The sequence below is a fragment of the Pseudidiomarina sp. WS423 genome (genome assembly GCF_050750165.1).
Lineage (GTDB): Bacteria > Pseudomonadota > Gammaproteobacteria > Enterobacterales > Alteromonadaceae > Pseudidiomarina > Pseudidiomarina fusca.
Genome location: NZ_JBOJLN010000001.1, coordinates 299,055 through 314,260 on the forward strand (window position 1 = coordinate 299,055; position 15,206 = coordinate 314,260).

A 15,206-nucleotide genomic window follows, 5' to 3' on the forward strand; every position below is an offset into this window, starting at 1 on the left:
ACGTCTTATCGCTGCATCGAGCACCCCGAGCTATGTGTCGATGTATGTGTGTGTTTAAGTTAATGGTTATGCAATTCGAAATTGCGGGCGCTTTATACCATAAGCAGCCCCATTTAGCAACAATTTAAGGGCTGTTTTAGGCTTCACCGAAGCGCTACAAACTGCTAGAATATCGTCCACATTTGCTAACTGAAACATGAGCATGAGCATTTCAATTAAAACCCCTGAAGAAATCGAAAAAATGCGCGCTGCAGGTCGTTTGGCAGCAGCCGTATTAGAAATGATTGAACCCCACATCAAGGCTGGGGTAACCACCGCAGAAATCGATCAAATTTGCCACGACTACATCATTGCGCATGGGGCAATTCCAGCTCCGCTAAACTATCATGGCTTTCCGAAATCGGTATGCACCTCACTTAATCATGTGGTGTGCCATGGCATTCCAAACGAGAAGCCTCTCAAAGACGGCGACATCATGAACTTAGATGTCACCGTCAAGTTAGATGGCTATCATGGTGATACCTCAAAGATGTTTGTGATAGGTAAACCAAGTATTTTGGCAGAACGCTTGATGCGAGTGACGCAAGAATGTCTCTATCAAGCCATTCACATGGTGAAACCTGGTCTGCGGACAGGTGATTTCGCTGCAGTCATTCAAAAACATGCCGAGCAGCATGGTTATTCTATTGTGCGTGAGTACTGCGGCCATGGTATTGGCGCCGTGTTTCATGAAGAACCACAAATCTTGCACTATGGTACCGCCGGTACGGGTGATGTTTTACAACCAGGCATGTGCTTTACCATTGAACCTATGGTGAATGCGGGTAAACGCCACACCAAGTTGATGCGTGACGGCTGGACAGTACTCACTAAAGATCGCAGTTTAAGTGCACAGTGGGAACACACCTTGCTGGTTACCGAGGATGGAGTTGAAGTACTGACCTTGCGCAGTGACGAAGACCTCCCCCGAGTAATCAAACATACCAACTAAGTAAGGTTGGCAATAACCTAACGCGAGATACAGCGATGACGCCTGCACCAGCACCTCAGTGGCCCGCCACTATTACTCTTGCCAGCGGGCGTGATTGTTTAGAACGCTACCAACATTGGTCAGCTGAAGCTTTCATTACTGCCGACATTGATTTTTTGCTGCAGCATCGCAGCCAATTTATGGATGCTATGCTACAGCAGCTTTGGCAGCAATTTGGTCTCGCCAGTGATCAGTTGTGCCTATTCGCGGTAGGCGGGTATGGTCGCGGAGTGTTGCACCCCTATTCTGATATCGACCTACTTATTCTGTACCAATCACCTTTGACGGATGCCCAACAGCAAGCCGTACGTGAACTCATTCAATTACTGTGGGATCTGCGCTTAGAAGTTGGCCACAGTGTGCGTAACACCGCCGAGTGCCTTACTCAAGCAGAAGCTGATGTTACCGTTGCAACCAGCCTGTTAGAACAACGCTTGATCGCTGGCGATGAGCCTATCGCACAGCAATTTAATCTACTTATTCAACAGCAATTCCCATGGACTAGTCGCGCTTTTTATCAAGCCAAACTCACTGAACAACAAAGTCGTCATCAGCACTATCATGGCACTTCTTATAATCTCGAGCCTAATGTTAAAAGTAGCCCAGGTGGGTTGCGTGATATTCAAACCATTGGTTGGATCGCTAAACGCCATTTTCAAACCCAATCCGATGAGAGCTTAGTACAGCATGGCTACATTACGGCGGCAGAACTTCTAGAGCTACGCGAGTACCACGACTTACTAGCCCGCATCCGTTTTGCCTTGCATCTAGAGGCAGGCAAAGCTGAAGATCGATTACTGTTCGACTATCAACCTGGGGTGGCAGCACGGCTAGGATATGGTGAGCCAGGCAAACGCAGCGTTGAAGCCATGATGAAAGACTACTTTAACGCTGTCGTCGGGGTTAATGAGCTCAACAATATGCTCTTGCAGTTTTTTGAGCAGGATATCTTAGCTAGTCATGCGCAATTACAGCGACAACCTTTACCCCGCTCTCGATGGGCTCAAGAGAAGGCTCAGCAGCAAGGCGTAACTAAGCCTGAACCCATGTTTGAGCAAATTGGACAAAGTATCGCTGCTATCGAGGATCACGTATTTAATACCCCTTGGCATTTACTTGAATTTTTATTAGTGATCGCCAACCATCCAAGTATTACTCATATTCAAGCTCATACGGTACGCTTGCTTCGGCATGCGCGAACGCAATTGCGCCAACCGCTAAGCAGCGACCCTCAATGTCGCCAGTTGTTCCTAGCACTATTACGCCATCCACATGGCGCTGGAACTGCCTTTCGACTGATGCATCAACATCAGTTGATGGCGCATTATTTGCCACCTTGGCAACAAATTGTCGGGCAAATGCAGTTTGATTTATTTCACGCCTATACTGTTGATGAACACACCTATCGCTTGGTGAGAAATATCCATCGCTATCGTGATGCAGAGTATCAACATGAATTTCCTTTATGTGCAGAACGAATGGCGGCTATGGATAAGCCAGAGCTATTATTTTTAGCGGCTATTTTTCATGATATTGCCAAAGGGCGTGGCGGTGATCACTCAGAATTAGGTGAGCGCGACGCTCTAAATTTCGCCCAACAACACGAGCTCCCGCCTGATGATGGAGCCCTAGTTGCATGGTTGGTTCGCCATCATTTGTTGATGTCTGTAACTGCGCAGAAACGTGATATCCATGATCCTGAGGTGGTGAAACAATTTGCTGAAGTGGTGCAAACCAGTACCCGTTTAGATTACTTGTATTGTCTTACAGTAGCCGATATTCGTGCCACCAATAGCACCTTGTGGAACAACTGGAAAGCAACCCTACTAGAGAATCTATATCACGCAACCAAACAATTTTTAGCGCAAAATAAACCTAATGCAGCCACCGAAATGCGTCACCGCATTCACCAGCATCAAGCCCATGCTATGGGGCTGCTACTTAGTGCAGGATTTCAAGCACAAGCAATCCAAGAGTTGTGGGGACGTTTTACCGCGGACTATTTTTTACGTCATCAACCAGAACAAATTGCCTGGCATTCACAGCACATCTTGTTGGTGCAGTCCGATGAACAGTTACCTCTCATTTTGTTAGGTGACGAGAACAATCAAGGCACCACCGAATTGTTCATTTATCATTTGGAACATGAACACCTTTTTGCCGCAGTTGCAGCCGTGCTTGATAGCCAAAATTTAAGCATCCACGACGCCCAAATCTTAGCTACTCGGGATGGTTATGTGATGGATACCTTTGTGGTGTTACAACATGATGGCCAACCATTAACCGATAGCCGCCATATCGAGTCATTGAAACAACAACTACACGATGTGCTGCGCAAACGCCAGCCAGTACCTAGCGGCCAACGTCGATTGCCCCGGCGCTTGCGCAATTTTAATGTGGTTACCAAAGTTGATTTTGTCAGTGAGCGCAATCCACGCCGTACAGCGTTTGAGTTAGTTGCGCTCGACCGCCCCGGCCTAGTTGCGCGCGTAGCAAAAGTTATGCAAACACTAGATTTAAATATCTTGGCCGCTAAAATCACCACCGTTGGCGAACAAGCTGAAGACCTTTTTATCGTTACCTCACGCCGCAACCAAGCGCTGACTCACGAACAAAAGCAACAGTTACGAGAACAGATTATTACTGCTTTAGATGATTAACTAAGAAAGGAATAAACCATGCAAGACTTACAACAACGCATTGAAGCTGCATTTGAGCAACGTGCTAACATCAGCCCGACCGACATGCCCGCCGGCCTAGCCGATGACCTAGCACAAGTGATTGACAGTATTGATAAGGGTGAATTACGAGTTGCAGAAAAAATCGATAACCAATGGGTTGTTCATCAATGGTTGAAAAAAGCCGTATTATTATCATTTCGCACCAACGACAATGGTCTCATGGAAGGCGGAGAAACACGGTTCTTTGATAAAGTACCAAGCAAATTTGCCAGTTACGATGAAGCTCGTTTTCGTGCTGAAGGCATGCGTGTAGTGCCTCCGGCACAAGTTCGTAAAGGCGCTTATATCGGCCGCAACGTAGTGTTAATGCCTTCTTACGTAAATATCGGTGCTTACGTTGATAGCGGAACCATGGTAGACACTTGGGCGACCGTAGGTTCATGTGCGCAAATTGGTAAAAATGTGCATTTGTCAGGTGGCGTAGGAATTGGTGGTGTGCTTGAACCATTGCAAGCTAATCCAACAATTATTGAAGATAACTGTTTTATTGGGGCTCGCTCAGAGATTGTCGAGGGCGTTATTGTAGAGACTGGAGCCGTTATCTCCATGGGTGTTTACATCAGCCAAAGCACCCGTATTTACGATCGTGAAACCGGTGAGATTCATTATGGTCGGGTTCCTGCTGGCGCGGTGGTAGTGCCTGGTACACTACCAAGTAAAGACGGCACTCATGGGTTGTATGCCGCCATCATCGTGAAAAAAGTCGATGCACAAACCCGCGCTAAGGTAAGTATTAACGAGCTATTGCGGGCGGCTGATTAAAAATCAGCTCAAACTCTTTCGGAACAGCCAACTCAATAACAACTGGCTGTTCCGTAATTGGGTGCGGAAACTGCAGTGAGGTGGCTGCAAGCATTAATCGTGACAGACCAAATTGCTCACGAAAAAATCTGTTATGCCGCCCATCACCGTGATTTGAATCTCCAATAATCGGATGTCGCAGATGGGACATATGCCGGCGCAACTGATGCTTTCTGCCCGTTTGTGGTAATAAATGCATCAACGAATAGCGAGTGGTCGAATGACGTTTGCTTACCGCAAATGGTAATTCTACCTGACGTAGGCAACGGTACGCCGTCACCGCCGCCTGTGCTGCTTTGTTCGGATCAGCTTGGGCATCCGCTATTTTATCCAGCTCTTCTTTGAGTGGATAATCAAGAATACCATCTCCTAAATAGCCACGCACTACTGCATGATACCCTTTTTGAACCTGACGCTGACTGAAGATCTCAGTCATCACGCGAGCACTAGCGGCTGATTTAGCGAATAATAAAATACCTGAGGTTGGCCGGTCCAAACGATGAACCGGATAAACTCGCTGGCCAATTTGATCACGAACCCGCTGCAACGCAAACTCTGTTGCCTCTTTCGCAATCCAACTGCGATGCACTAACAACCCACTAGGCTTATCAATAGCAATGAGCTCGTCATCCTCGAATAATACCGGTAACGGTAAAACGGCTTGGCTCATCAAACATCATCCGCAAGCGGGTCAGTACCACTTAAAAGCACATCAAACTCGCGCAACAGCGTGATTAAACTATCATGGTGATCTAACTCATCACGATAAACATGCGTCGCCATAGGGCTCACGGCAATGTTCTGCGGCAATGGATGTTCAGAGTCTAAAATAGCCCACATTCGCGGTAACATAATAAACTGCAGCCACTGATGAAAATCTAGCGTATCCATAGCAAAAGGCTCGGTACTCGCCAGATCTTGCGCAGGTGGATGATGATTTTGCCATAATCCTAAACAGTTTAACTCAGCTTCAACTCGTTCTAATAAGCGCGCAGCGCGTTGACGTTGGTCCATGACTACCTCCACGACCTGATTTATCGTTATAATGGCGACATCTTTCAGCAAAAACGATTAGGTTGCAAGTTTAATGACCATCAATTACCTATCTGACCTACTTGAGCAAAGCCAAAGTGATTTCGTGGTATACGATATGGGACGGCGGGTGGTGCCCATGGGCGCCGAACAATTCACAGCGATTTGTGCACAGCATCAGCCCTACCCATTTCCAACCCAACATCAGGCTTGGTTTGCTGTGGTGTTTTGGCCTAAATTAGCGACCAGCAAGGTTGAGCCTTACTTGTGGTTTTTACGAATGCCACTCGATGAACGAGGTTTGCTCAGCTTAACTGCACAACAAGACTTTATGACTCAAGTCATTACTTTGTTGGGGCAGCAAATTAGCGGAGCATTAACTGAGCAGCAGCAACAACAACTGCAGCAATCGGCCTATTTGTTTACTCCAGCTGAAGTAAAACGGGCAGCCTTACATGCGCAATTAAGTAAGCGCTGGCAGCGCCCTCCTTCAATTTATTATGAGCATGCCCAAAGCGAGTTATTAAGCCCTAGCAGCGAGGGTTGGCAGCAACTTGGCTTGCAAGGCATCCACGATGTCTGTCAGCGTCTAGAAAGCGACCAACATCTAACCACCAGCATTGCTGCGCAATGGCTAGATTATCCGGAACCCTTACAAAAGGCCCTCGCCGAAGCACTCGAGCATTGCCAAGCACCAGATTACTTGTATCAACAGTTGATACCAAAGCTAGCCGATGTTTCAAACTCGCAGCGATTGCAGACGTTACGGGCATTGGCTGGTGTTGCGCATAAAGAAGACGCTGCTCTCGATAAGGAGTTACCCTTAGTGGCAGCCCTGACTGAATTACTACCGCACGCTAGCGCAGATGAGTTGGTTATTCTTGCGACACGGCTATGGCCCCTACTCCAAGGTGAGCTGTTACTTGAGTTTATGCAACGTCTGGCGGTGAGCCAGCCTAGCGAGCTGTTCGCTGGTATCGTCAGCGATTTGTTGCGAGTACCTAGCACCAGAACGCAGCTATTGATGCTACTGCCGCAACCTGAGTTGCCAGCTCCTGTAGCTGCGGCCTGGCAGCAGTTTATTATCAAGCAATCTCGTTCATGAATATTCACATCAAGGAAAGCTTGTTATGCAGTTAAGTGATGCCATGCTACTGATTTTTATTGGGTTTATTATTTTTCTCTTTTGGCAAGGGAGACGCCAAGCTGAACAGGCCCGACGTTACGCCGCTGCCTATTGTAAAAATCATCAACTTCAACTGCTAGATATTGCGTGGCAGGCCGGACGACCAGCACGGTTTGAACGCCATTGGGGGTGGCGCAGTAGTTATCAGTTTGCGTTTAGCAGCGATGGCGAAAGCCGCTATGAAGGCGAACTGGTGATGTTGAACTTGCGCCTACTTGAGGTCAACACCCCAGCTTACCGTCTACCCGATTAGCTTGACTGGCGTTTTAGTCCTACTAATCGTTGCAAAAACTGACCGTACATAACCCAGTCACCCAATAATGAGTAAGCCGGATATTTGAAAGTAGCCGGCTTATTGTGTTCAAACACAAAATGCCCAAGCCAAGCAAAGCCGTAGCCTATTACTGGCACCAGTACTAATCCCCACCACTGCTGGGTAATTAAAACATAAGCCAACACCGCCAACACCAGGCTACTGCCAATATAATGCATAGCTCGACATTTGGGATTGGCATGCTCAGCTAAATAATAGGGATAAAATTCAGCAAACGATTTAAACTGCACGACTAACCTCTTGTTCAGTTTCTGTAATGACAGCTCGCGGCTGAAACAGCAAAGTACCAACCACATTGCCTATCGTTAGCTCGGTAATGTCTTGATAGCCATGCTGATAAAACAGAGCGAGATGCTGAGGCTGGGTCACGTATACGGCAATCCCGCGTGACTGCGGCTCGTCCGCTAACATCGATTGCGCCGCTCGCACGAGTAAATCCCCCCATCCTTGCTGTTGATAACGCGGACTAACAGCAATAAATGCCAGCATATGATAATCATCACCTTCAATATGTTGTTGAATGATGGTTTCTTTTTCTATCAGCTGTTTGGTACTGACATAGCCTGCTGTCAACAACATCTTTAACCGCCAATGCCAATAACGACCGGGACCAAAACTTTTCCCTGGCTGGGTTAAACAGGCCACGCCAATTAAAGATTCGCCATCAAAGACGCCTACCATCGGCTGCTTAGCTTCCCAAAAGGCAGTGAGCTCTTCGCGAATGGCTGCGCGCAAGCGTTTCTCATAATCCGGCTTATCGGCTTGAAATAACGACATTAACAAGCTGTCATTAAAATAGGCTTGATACAACAATGACGCTGCGAGTTTTAAATCTTCGGCGACCAAATAAGTTAATTGTCCATCACGTAATTGCGCTGGATTAACCTTGTCTGAGTCATAAGTTTGATTCATTGAAAAACCCCATGCGTTTTATGGATAAATTTCAACCACCAAATTACTTGATTCAGATCAATTGGTCTACAACTCGCGGCGATAATTGTTGAATAAATTCTTGCAAAGATGGCGCAAGCTGTTGATGTTGTGGTTGCCCAACAAACTCCAACCCGACCACACCGCTATCATTATCTACCGTAATTAATAAATCATCGGACTCTTCTGCTAAACCAATGAAAAGTGTAATGGGTTGCTTCAACCGACGTTTCATCAATACATGTCCGGCTAAATTCGCTTGCAACCGCTCGGCATCTTCTGGGCCATGATTCTGCAGCAGCTGTAACGGGTGTTCCGCAAAGGTGACGGCTAAATCGGCCGCATACCAATGGCTGTAAAAGGCTTCCACCGAGTCATGCAGCGGCTGTTCGAGCGCATTGGCTAGATCAGTAAAGAGTAGTGGCTGCGTTTGTTTTACCGGTACCCAATGCACCCAATCCTGCTGTAGCGGTTGCTGATAAATAGGTGCCTGCCAATCTGGGTTAGCTTCAACCACTAGCGGTTGTCCAGCCTGTGCATAGGCACTTTGATATTGCGCTAACAAGTTATCCAGCGCGGTAGTCATTAACATGGCAAATGATCCCTCTATCAGTTTTATCGGTAAATGATTTTGCTAGCATCTAGCAACCGCCAAGGCTACAATGGCCGACTGCGTTAAAAACAGTAGTGTAACAGGTAATTTAATTCGATGAATCAACCACTAGCTCATTTAAATCTCGGGCAACCCACTCAGTACCCAACCGCCTACGATGCCAGCTTATTGCAAGCGGTACCAAGGCAGCTAAACCGTACTCCAATCGGCTTACCAGAAGCCCAGCCGTTACCCTTTCATGGGGACGACATTTGGCATGGCTATGAACTGTCATGGCTAAATCAACAGGGGCTGCCACAGGTAGCTTTAGCCGAATTCAGGGTAGCTTGTAATAGTCCAAATTTAATTGAGTCAAAATCGTTCAAGCTCTATCTAAATAGCTTTAACGATAGTCGTTTTGCCAGTTGGCAACAGGTGGAAACTCAGCTTAGTCATGATTTATCGGCTTGCGCACAAGCGCCAGTCAAGGTAAAACTAATGACGGTGCAACAAGCACAGCAACAGGCATTTGCCGATTTACCCGGCCAATGTATTGATAACCAAGATATAACTATCGATACCTACAACTATGCCCCGGAATTATTGCAGCCGAACGCACAAACGCAGCAGGTGTCAGAAATCTTACACAGTCACCTGTTAAAATCGAACTGTTTGATTACCAATCAACCCGATTGGGGTTCGGTGTTAATCAGCTATCGCGGTCGTCAAATCGACCAAGCTGCGCTGCTCCGTTATCTGGTGTCATTTCGGCACCACAATGAATTTCATGAACAGTGTGTTGAGCGTATATTCATGGACATTAAACGGCAGCTACAACCCGAACAATTAACCGTGTATGCACGTTATACCCGGCGTGGTGGACTCGACATTAATCCGTTTCGATCCGACTTCGAAACCACACCAACATCAGTCCGCCTGAGCCGGCAGTAATGATAAGAACGAAAAAGGAAAAGGAAAAGGAATGAAATTTACCATATCACCCCGTGGCAGTATGAGCTTACTGTCACAGCTAGAAATCAACCGCTTACAACAAACCAGTGACGAACAATTATATAAACTTTTTCGTAATTGTTGTTTAGCTGTATTAAATGCGGGAAGTACGACTGATAGTAGCGAAGAGATTTTTGAAAAATATAAAGACTTTGATGTCAATGTGATCAAGTGTGAGCGTGGTGTACAACTTGAGTTAGTAAACCCACCCGCTGAAGCTTTTGTTGATGGCAAATTGATTATCGGTATGCAGGAGTTGGTAGAAGCTGTCTTACGAGATATTCTCTTCACTGGTGAACGCTACAACGCCCAAACTCTAGACTCTGCCGACACCCATACGCTAACGCACGTGGTCTTTGATATTTTGCGTAATGCGCAAATGGTGCAGCCCAACTTAGATCCAAATGTGATTGTTTGCTGGGGTGGCCACTCCATTAACGAAGTAGAATATAAATATACCAAAGAAGTAGGTTACGAGCTTGGCCTGCGTAGTTTGAATATTTGTACCGGCTGTGGCCCAGGTGCCATGAAGGGCCCGATGAAAGGCGCCACAATCGGCCATGCTAAGCAACGTATTGCTGATGGTCGTTATTTAGGTTTCACCGAGCCAGGCATTATTGCAGCTGAGCCACCTAACCCGATTGTCAACGAATTGGTGATTCTACCTGATATTGAAAAACGTTTAGAAGCCTTTGTACGTTGTGCTCATGGTATCGTTATTTTCCCAGGTGGAGCCGGCACTGCTGAAGAACTTCTCTATATTCTAGGTATTCTGATGCATCCGCAAAACGAGCGTCAGGTATTCCCGCTGGTGCTTACCGGTCCAGAGAGTAGCCGTGGCTACTTCGAAGCTATTGACGACTTTGTTGCGGCAACTTTGGGCGATGAAGCACGCAAGCTTTATCAGATTATCGTTGCTGACCCAGCCGCTGTAGCTAAAGCGATGACGCAAGGTGCGCAGGCGGTGAAACAGTATCGTCGCGAAACTGGCGATTCGTACTGCTTCAACTGGACGCTCCACATTGATGAAGCATTTCAACGTCCGTTCGTGCCTAATCACGATAATGTGCGTAACTTGAATCTTCATACGGATCAAGAACCGCAAGCCTTAGCTGCGGACTTACGTCGTGCATTCTCAGCCATTGTAGCTGGTAACGTCAAAGACGAAGGCATTCGGGCTATTCGTCAACATGGGGTGTTCGAAATTCACGGCGAAAAAGAAATGATGAAGAAACTCGACGTATTATTACAAGCATTTGTCGAGCAAAGCCGGATGAAGCTACCGGGTTCGGTGTATCATCCTTGCTATCGAGTTGTTACTGATTAAGTAATAACTGTTTCATATCTTAACACCAAGGGAGTCTGCTCGTGTCAAAAATGCTCAAAGTGGTTTTAATTGGCTTTGCCATTTATGTTGCGGCAGCTGCCTTGCTGTTAAATCTATATCAAGCTGACCCTGAAAATATGAGTTGGCAAGAACGTGAGACTTTTAATTTAAAACAAATTGGTCGCTTAGATTTAGGTGCAGATAAAGGAGATGTGATTAGGCTATTGGGTTCACCGGATATTAGCGAAGCAAAGGCCACTGCTGATGGTGAAGTCTTGGTACTCTTTTACCGAACTCATCACGTTAAATCAGATGGCATTACCACCCGTGACGAATGTACTCCGTTATTATTCAAGGACGATGCTTTAATCGCATGGGGAGCTGACGCTTATAGTGAGTATCAATCGTTTTAATGATCTACCCCACCGCAGTGTAATAGTACATCTGCTATAATGCCCGCCAATTTATTCAAGTGTATTAGTCTTAGAAGTTTCACCGAAAGTTTTTAGAAGGTACCCCCAATGAGCACCACCATTACTGTGATTCCTGGCGATGGAATCGGTCCCGACATTATTGATGCAACCCTGAAAATCCTCGACCAAGCTGGTTGTGACTTTACCTATGAATTTGCTGATGCCGGCTTAGCGGCCTTAGAGAAGACCGGCGAGTTATTACCACAGGCAACGCTTGATGCCATTGCTCGCAATAAGGCTACCTTGAAAGGCCCACTGACGACCCCCGTCGGTGAAGGCTTTACATCCATTAACGTAAGCTTGCGTAAGCAATTTAATCTGTATGCTAACGTTCGTCCGGTAATCTCATTTAAAGGTACGAAAGCTCGCTACGAGAATATCGACATCATAACGGTTCGTGAAAATACCGAAGGCATGTATTCAGGCCTTGGCCAGGTAGTAAGCGATGATGGTAGCGAAGCCCAAGCTATGAGTAAAATCACTCGTACTGGTGCCGAACGTATTGTTCGCTTTGCCTATGAGTTAGCACAACGCGAAGGCCGCGAAAAAGTCACTATCGTGCATAAAGCTAATATTTTGAAATCAACCTCTGGTTTGTTTTTAAAAGTTGCCCGCGAAGTAGCGGCGCAATATCCAAGCATTCAAACTGACGAGATGATTGTTGATGCAGTATGTATGAAGTTGGTCATGAACCCAGAGCAGTTTGACGTGATTGTAACAACCAATTTATTTGGCGACATCTTGTCTGATTTGTGTGCTGGTTTAGTGGGTGGCTTAGGGATGGCACCAGGTGCCAACATCGGCGAAAACTCGGCTATTTTTGAAGCCGTGCATGGTTCAGCACCAGACATTGCCGGCCAAAACCTAGCTAACCCTACTTCTGTTATTCTTGCGGCTATTCAAATGCTTGAATACCTAGGTATGCAAGATAAAGCGAAGCGCATTCTAGCGGCTGTTACAGACGTGATTGCAAGTGGTGACCGCACTACCCGTGATTTAGGCGGTAACGGTGGTACTACGGACTTTACTCAAGCGGTTATTGAGCGTCTGTAAGCATTCGCTTAGGATCAAAAAAGGCGAGGTCTTATCCTCGCCTTTTTTATTGCTAAAGCCTGTTTACTAAGCTGTTATAGCCAACGGATATGAACCGTCACTTCTTCGCGATCGTGATACAGTTGTTTGGCTTGTAGTTCAAATTTACCACTGCCCTGCTCAACCAAAGCTTGCTTTATCTGTGTCAGATATTCAGCAACAGCGGCGTAACGCTTTTTCATCGGGAGCTTCAAATTGAAGATGGTCTCTTTACAGTCACCATCAATCAACCAACTGGTCATCAACTCACCTACTCGCGCAGGTTTCTCGACCATATCACAAACAAGCCAAGTTACATTCTTCTTTTTCGGACGGTACTTAAAGCCATCTTCTTGAATATGTTTTACTTGTCCCGTTTCCAATAAGCTCGGTGCCATCGGCCCATTATCAACCGCTTGCACCATCATTCCGCGCCGCACTAATTGGTAGGTCCAGCCGCCGGGTGAAGCGCCTAGATCAACTGCATTCATTCCGGAGCTGATGCGCTCTTCACGCTCATGCTCTGGCACAAAAACTTGAAAAGCTTCGTCTAGTTTGAGGGTTGAACGACTCGGTGCATCGCTCGGTGAGCGTAATCGAGGAATTCCCATCAACCAAGGCGACTGATTAAAAGAGTATGAATATCCTATAAGTACTTGCTGATTGCTTAAAAAGAAAGCGTGCAAGGTAGGTCGGCGGTCACTTTCTTTAACCGTTAACCAGTCGATTTTGCGTAATCCTTGTCGCAACGGCACGGTAAATTTACGACAAAACTTAGATAGTTCTTTGCCGTCATTGGTATCTGGCGTTTCTACTCGGATGTCGCCCGCAGGTTTTACCCCTGGGAATTTTTCACTCAGTTCATCATCCAGCAAGGCCACCTGAATAGCGCCGACTCGATCTTGCAGAGGTAGTTCGTTTAACTGCACCAACACCACAAAAAACTGACGAGTGAACATCAATTCTTTTAGGTTTAATTTTTTAGCTAGATGATCTGCTTCTTCGGGTTGGCAAACATACAGCACATAACCTTGCTGAGGTTGTGTTTGGCAATAGCCATAGATACCGAGCATCGCTGTTTTATCTTGCAGCTCTGCAGCACAATCGTTCTCAAATCCGGGCCGACAATAAGCCACAATTCCTGTCATGAAAAACCTCAAATACTCTCTATAATTGCATCAATGGCTTGTTGCCACATGTGCTCACGCACCAGACCACTGCGTTTAGTTGCTTCAAAGCTATGATCACCACCATCAATCCAGCGCATCTGGACATTGTCGGGTAAAGAATAGCCGGCAACCTCGTCTGGCTTGCCAAAGCTATCACGCGTCCCCTGCACAATGAGATTGCTGGCACAATGATTAGCTAAATCTGTCACTCGTAACTGGTCCGGCTTACCCACCGGATGAAACGGAAAGCCAAGGGCAACAGCATGTTTCGCTGCAACCTGATCGGCGATTCGAAAGGCCACTCGTGCTCCCATCGATTTCCCCATCACTAACAATGGCTTAGCATCATCAAACTGTTCAATGACTGTCGTCATTGTATGCTCTAACACGGCCATAGGATTCGGGGGGCGACGCCGCCCTGACTCCATAAACTGCTGCCAGTAAGGAAAATTAAAGCGCACCACATCAAAGCCCTGCAACGCCAGCCCTAGAGCCATAAATTGCATAAAATCACTTTGTAATCCGGCGCCTGCGCCATGAGCAAAAACGATGCGGGTGTGTCCATGCGGGTTATCTCGCTGCACGGCCACTCGCTGCGCTTTATTCATAACTATCCTCTTCTTCTTCGACAACTTGCAATAACCAGTTACGGAAGGTGGCGATTTTACCTACTTCTGCCTGAGAGTCACGACAAACTAAGTAAAATGATTTCTGTCGGGGTAAGGCTTCCGGGAAAATTTGAATAAGATGGCCTGCATCTATCTCTGGCTTCACCAGAACATTGTTAGCCAAAGCAATGCCTTGCCCATGAACCGCAGCCTTTAACGCTAAATTAGAATGACTAAAGATCGGACCGTTGTCGCCTTTGTTCTTGTCAATACCCACTAATTTAAACCAGTCTTTCCACGCGTTACGAGTCTCGTCGTGCAAGAGCGTATGGTTTAGCAGATCGCGCGGCTCACGCAATGGCTTGGTGCCGGTAAGTAATAGCGGCGAACAAACCGGAATTAAATATTCATTATGAAGTTTATAAGCACGTAGGCCTGGCCATTTCCCAGCACCATAGTAAATCGCCACGTCCACGTCATCAGTCAGGCTGCCATCAACTTCATCCACGGCCCGAATACGAACATCAATATCAGGATAAGCCTCTCGAAAACGACTTAACCGAGGAACGAACCAGAGGATGGCAAAACTTGGCGGCAACGAGATCGTTAGCGAACCTCTTTGGCTAGCGAACTTCACCCGCTCTGTAGCTTGGACTAAATGATCAAAGAGTTCTTTTAGTTCTAAGTAATAAGTTTGGCCCTCGGGCGTTAGTAATAACGCCCGATTACGCCTAAGAAAAAGCTGCACCCCCAGAAACTCTTCAAGCGCTTTCACCTGATGACTCACCGCAGCTTGAGTAACAAACAATTCATCCGCAGCGCGGGTAAAACTCAAGTGCCGAGCTGCAGCTTCAAAAGCTTTTAGAGCATTTAATGGGGGTAATTTTCGCATTTTTTCTCG

The 15,206-nt window shown here is 46.6% G+C and carries 17 protein-coding genes; 9 read left to right on the forward strand and 8 right to left on the reverse strand.

What is annotated here, in order from left to right; translation table 11 throughout:
* Positions 1-202: 202 nt before the first annotated feature.
* From map to dapD, 3 genes are read left to right on the forward strand one after another with little or no spacing between them, the layout of a single operon-like run.
* Entirely contained in the window at positions 203-991 is a 789-nt protein-coding gene (gene map, locus ACQ661_RS01435; protein WP_431667399.1) for a type I methionyl aminopeptidase, read from the forward strand.
* A gap of 35 nt (positions 992-1,026) precedes the next feature.
* Complete coding sequence (glnD, locus tag ACQ661_RS01440) at positions 1,027-3,690, forward strand: [protein-PII] uridylyltransferase (RefSeq protein ID WP_431667400.1); 2,664 nt, start codon at positions 1,027-1,029, stop codon at positions 3,688-3,690.
* Between the two features lie 18 nt (positions 3,691-3,708).
* A complete protein-coding gene (gene dapD / locus ACQ661_RS01445; RefSeq protein ID WP_110075238.1) occupies positions 3,709-4,533 on the forward strand; it encodes a 2,3,4,5-tetrahydropyridine-2,6-dicarboxylate N-succinyltransferase in 825 nt (274 codons plus the stop codon).
* Here dapD and truC read toward each other — a convergent pair.
* Together truC and ACQ661_RS01455 are read right to left on the reverse strand one after the other, a co-directional pair.
* On the reverse strand, positions 4,505-5,242 hold the full coding sequence (gene truC / locus ACQ661_RS01450) for a tRNA pseudouridine(65) synthase TruC (protein ID WP_431667402.1): 738 nt from the start codon (positions 5,240-5,242) through the stop codon (positions 4,505-4,507). The two genes, dapD and truC, sit on opposite strands and share 29 nt — an antisense overlap.
* Positions 5,242-5,586 carry a YqcC family protein gene (locus tag ACQ661_RS01455; RefSeq protein ID WP_110075240.1) on the reverse strand — a complete coding sequence of 115 codons (345 nt, stop codon included), beginning with the start codon at positions 5,584-5,586 and terminating at the stop codon, positions 5,242-5,244. Before ACQ661_RS01455 ends, truC begins: the two co-directional genes overlap by 1 nt.
* A 73-nt stretch (positions 5,587-5,659) precedes the next feature.
* Between ACQ661_RS01455 and ACQ661_RS01460 the strand changes: the two genes are divergently transcribed.
* Both ACQ661_RS01460 and ACQ661_RS01465 read left to right on the forward strand, forming a co-directional pair.
* Positions 5,660-6,709: a DUF3549 family protein gene (locus ACQ661_RS01460; protein ID WP_431667403.1), complete on the forward strand. Its 1,050-nt coding sequence runs from the start codon at positions 5,660-5,662 to the stop codon at positions 6,707-6,709.
* A 25-nt stretch (positions 6,710-6,734) separates the two neighbouring features.
* Entirely contained in the window at positions 6,735-7,043 is a 309-nt protein-coding gene (locus tag ACQ661_RS01465; protein ID WP_110075242.1) for a DUF3301 domain-containing protein, read from the forward strand.
* Here ACQ661_RS01465 and ACQ661_RS01470 read toward each other — a convergent pair.
* Genes ACQ661_RS01470 through syd form a run of 3 tightly spaced genes read right to left on the reverse strand, consistent with a single transcriptional unit; the run spans position 7,040 to position 8,646 of the window.
* Complete coding sequence (locus tag ACQ661_RS01470) at positions 7,040-7,420, reverse strand: Mpo1-like protein (protein WP_369742351.1); 381 nt, start codon at positions 7,418-7,420, stop codon at positions 7,040-7,042. The two genes, ACQ661_RS01465 and ACQ661_RS01470, sit on opposite strands and share 4 nt — an antisense overlap.
* Complete coding sequence (locus tag ACQ661_RS01475) at positions 7,344-8,036, reverse strand: GNAT family N-acetyltransferase (RefSeq protein ID WP_153826113.1); 693 nt, start codon at positions 8,034-8,036, stop codon at positions 7,344-7,346. The genes ACQ661_RS01470 and ACQ661_RS01475 overlap by 77 nt, the downstream gene beginning before the upstream one ends.
* A gap of 52 nt (positions 8,037-8,088) precedes the next feature.
* Positions 8,089-8,646 carry a SecY-interacting protein gene (syd, locus tag ACQ661_RS01480; RefSeq protein WP_110075245.1) on the reverse strand — a complete coding sequence of 186 codons (558 nt, stop codon included), beginning with the start codon at positions 8,644-8,646 and terminating at the stop codon, positions 8,089-8,091.
* 117 nt (positions 8,647-8,763) lie between these two features.
* On the opposite strand from syd, the gene queF reads away from it, so the two are divergent.
* The 4 genes from queF (at position 8,764) to ACQ661_RS01500 (ending at position 12,510) form a co-directional block, all read left to right on the forward strand.
* Positions 8,764-9,597 (forward strand): NADPH-dependent 7-cyano-7-deazaguanine reductase QueF, encoded by an 834-nt coding sequence (queF, locus tag ACQ661_RS01485; protein ID WP_110075246.1) that lies wholly within the window; start codon positions 8,764-8,766, stop codon positions 9,595-9,597.
* Between the two features lie 31 nt (positions 9,598-9,628).
* On the forward strand, positions 9,629-10,984 hold the full coding sequence (gene ppnN, locus ACQ661_RS01490) for a nucleotide 5'-monophosphate nucleosidase PpnN (protein ID WP_153826112.1): 1,356 nt from the start codon (positions 9,629-9,631) through the stop codon (positions 10,982-10,984).
* 50 nt (positions 10,985-11,034) lie between these two features.
* Entirely contained in the window at positions 11,035-11,397 is a 363-nt protein-coding gene (locus tag ACQ661_RS01495; protein WP_110075248.1) for a DUF3192 domain-containing protein, read from the forward strand.
* Between the two features lie 108 nt (positions 11,398-11,505).
* Positions 11,506-12,510, forward strand: coding sequence for an isocitrate dehydrogenase (locus ACQ661_RS01500; protein ID WP_431667404.1), 1,005 nt, complete (start codon positions 11,506-11,508; stop codon positions 12,508-12,510).
* Between the two features lie 74 nt (positions 12,511-12,584).
* Here ACQ661_RS01500 and rlmM read toward each other — a convergent pair whose 3' ends face one another.
* From rlmM to ACQ661_RS01515, 3 genes are read right to left on the reverse strand one after another with little or no spacing between them, the layout of a single operon-like run.
* Complete coding sequence (gene rlmM / locus ACQ661_RS01505; RefSeq protein WP_110075250.1) at positions 12,585-13,676, reverse strand: 23S rRNA (cytidine(2498)-2'-O)-methyltransferase RlmM; 1,092 nt, start codon at positions 13,674-13,676, stop codon at positions 12,585-12,587.
* An 8-nt stretch (positions 13,677-13,684) separates the two neighbouring features.
* The gene (locus tag ACQ661_RS01510; protein WP_313932221.1) at positions 13,685-14,305 is read right to left on the reverse strand and encodes an alpha/beta fold hydrolase; all 621 of its coding nucleotides are present in this window, start codon (positions 14,303-14,305) and stop codon (positions 13,685-13,687) included.
* Complete coding sequence (locus ACQ661_RS01515) at positions 14,298-15,197, reverse strand: transcriptional regulator GcvA (protein ID WP_110075252.1); 900 nt, start codon at positions 15,195-15,197, stop codon at positions 14,298-14,300. Before ACQ661_RS01515 ends, ACQ661_RS01510 begins: the two co-directional genes overlap by 8 nt.
* Between the last annotated feature and the right edge of the window lie 9 nt (positions 15,198-15,206).

Excerpts from the sequence above, each read along its gene's own strand:
- ppnN (WP_153826112.1), top strand. The coding sequence starts at position 9,629 with ATGAAATTTACCATATCACCCCGTGGCAGTATGAGCTTACTGTCACAG.
- ACQ661_RS01475 (WP_153826113.1), bottom strand. The coding sequence starts at position 8,036 with ATGAATCAAACTTATGACTCAGACAAGGTTAATCCAGCGCAATTACGT.
- map (WP_431667399.1), top strand. The coding sequence starts at position 203 with ATGAGCATTTCAATTAAAACCCCTGAAGAAATCGAAAAAATGCGCGCT.
- dapD (WP_110075238.1), top strand. The coding sequence starts at position 3,709 with ATGCAAGACTTACAACAACGCATTGAAGCTGCATTTGAGCAACGTGCT.
- queF (WP_110075246.1), top strand. The coding sequence starts at position 8,764 with ATGAATCAACCACTAGCTCATTTAAATCTCGGGCAACCCACTCAGTAC.
- ACQ661_RS01500 (WP_431667404.1), top strand. The coding sequence starts at position 11,506 with ATGAGCACCACCATTACTGTGATTCCTGGCGATGGAATCGGTCCCGAC.
- ACQ661_RS01465 (WP_110075242.1), top strand. The coding sequence starts at position 6,735 with ATGCAGTTAAGTGATGCCATGCTACTGATTTTTATTGGGTTTATTATT.
- ACQ661_RS01460 (WP_431667403.1), top strand. The coding sequence starts at position 5,660 with ATGACCATCAATTACCTATCTGACCTACTTGAGCAAAGCCAAAGTGAT.
- truC (WP_431667402.1), bottom strand. The coding sequence starts at position 5,242 with ATGAGCCAAGCCGTTTTACCGTTACCGGTATTATTCGAGGATGACGAG.
- syd (WP_110075245.1), bottom strand. The coding sequence starts at position 8,646 with ATGTTAATGACTACCGCGCTGGATAACTTGTTAGCGCAATATCAAAGT.
- ACQ661_RS01455 (WP_110075240.1), bottom strand. The coding sequence starts at position 5,586 with ATGGACCAACGTCAACGCGCTGCGCGCTTATTAGAACGAGTTGAAGCT.
- ACQ661_RS01510 (WP_313932221.1), bottom strand. The coding sequence starts at position 14,305 with ATGAATAAAGCGCAGCGAGTGGCCGTGCAGCGAGATAACCCGCATGGA.
- glnD (WP_431667400.1), top strand. The coding sequence starts at position 1,027 with ATGACGCCTGCACCAGCACCTCAGTGGCCCGCCACTATTACTCTTGCC.
- ACQ661_RS01515 (WP_110075252.1), bottom strand. The coding sequence starts at position 15,197 with ATGCGAAAATTACCCCCATTAAATGCTCTAAAAGCTTTTGAAGCTGCA.
- ACQ661_RS01495 (WP_110075248.1), top strand. The coding sequence starts at position 11,035 with ATGCTCAAAGTGGTTTTAATTGGCTTTGCCATTTATGTTGCGGCAGCT.
- ACQ661_RS01470 (WP_369742351.1), bottom strand. The coding sequence starts at position 7,420 with ATGTGGTTGGTACTTTGCTGTTTCAGCCGCGAGCTGTCATTACAGAAA.
- rlmM (WP_110075250.1), bottom strand. The coding sequence starts at position 13,676 with ATGACAGGAATTGTGGCTTATTGTCGGCCCGGATTTGAGAACGATTGT.